At 60.9% G+C, this 1,221-nt stretch carries 1 protein-coding gene; it reads left to right on the forward strand.

What is annotated here, in order from left to right:
- Positions 1-58: 58 nt before the first annotated feature.
- A protein-coding gene (locus tag AC27VL_RS19500; protein WP_488767970.1) for an IS3 family transposase occupies positions 59-1,182 on the forward strand; the annotation gives its coding sequence in 2 pieces (ribosomal slippage) (positions 59-299 and positions 299-1,182; 1,125 coding nt in all).
- Positions 1,183-1,221 lie beyond the last annotated feature (39 nt).

Genomic DNA, 1,221 nt, shown 5'->3' on the forward strand with positions numbered 1-1,221 from the left:
GGTGGTCTAATCAACTTGGACACTCGATAGGATCATTTTCGAGCATCGAGGTAGACCCATGGCAAAACAGATCACTCAGGGCATGAGGGACGAGGCGGTTCGCCTTGTCGTTGTAGAGGGGCAGACAGTAAGAGACGTCTGCCAGCTGATGGATGTCGGCCCGACGGCGCTGAGGCGCTGGATCGAGCAGTGGCGGCGAAAACATGACCCGCAGGCGGAGGCGCCACCAGTAGATGCGCAGGTCAGAATCGCCGAACTGGAAGCCCAGAACCGCAGGCTCAAGGAGGAGCGCGACCTGCTAAAAAAATCCATCGCCTTCTTCATTCGGGACAGCGATCACCGGAACAAGTGATCCAGGAATTGGGGAAGGCCGCTCCGATCCGGTTGGTGTGCCAGTTGATGGACTATCCCCGTAGCAGCTACTACGCCTGGCTGCATCGGGAGCCTCGCATCGATCGGGAGCTGCTGGCCCAGGTTGATCTGGTTCGTCGCATTCATAAGTCCCACCGGGGCAGCTGCGGCTCACGCAGGATGGCCCGGGAACTGACCAATAGCGGTCTGCAGGTTGGTCGCTACCGCGCCCGGACGCTGATGCGCCGGGCCGGTGTCAGGGCGCGACAGCACAAGCGGCACAAGTACCACAGCCTTGGGCCGCAGGCGCTGACCGCTCCCAACATCCTGGACCGTCAGTTCAATCCGGAGGCGCCAAACCAAGTCTGGGCTGGCGATATCACCTACATCCCCACCCAGCAGGGGTGGCTGTATCTGGCCGTCGTTGTGGATATGTATGCCCGTCGAATCGTGGGTTGGGCGCATTCCCACGAAGCAGATGCGTGGTTGGCGGTCAGAGCCCTGCGCGGCGCATTGAAACAGCGCCGCCCCCAGGCGGGACTGCTGTTCCACTCGGACCAAGGGCGGCAATACACCAGCCACGCGATGGCCGAGATCCTGCGCGACAACGGCATCACCCAGAGCATGAGCCGGAAGGGGAATTGCTGGGACAACGCGGTGGTGGAACGGGTATTTGCCACCCTCAAAGGCGAATGGCTGTACTCCAAATACCCCACTCGACAGGAGGCTGCAGCAGACATCGAACAATTTGTGAACTGGTACAACCACCGTCGGCTGCACAGTGCCAACGGCCTTGTGCCACCTGCGCTCCGTGAAGTGCAGGTGGCCTGAACTCCCTTTGGGAGTGTCCAGAAGTACTTGACCACCACA

Source organism: Stenotrophomonas sp. 14P6.2.3 (genome assembly GCF_057799055.1).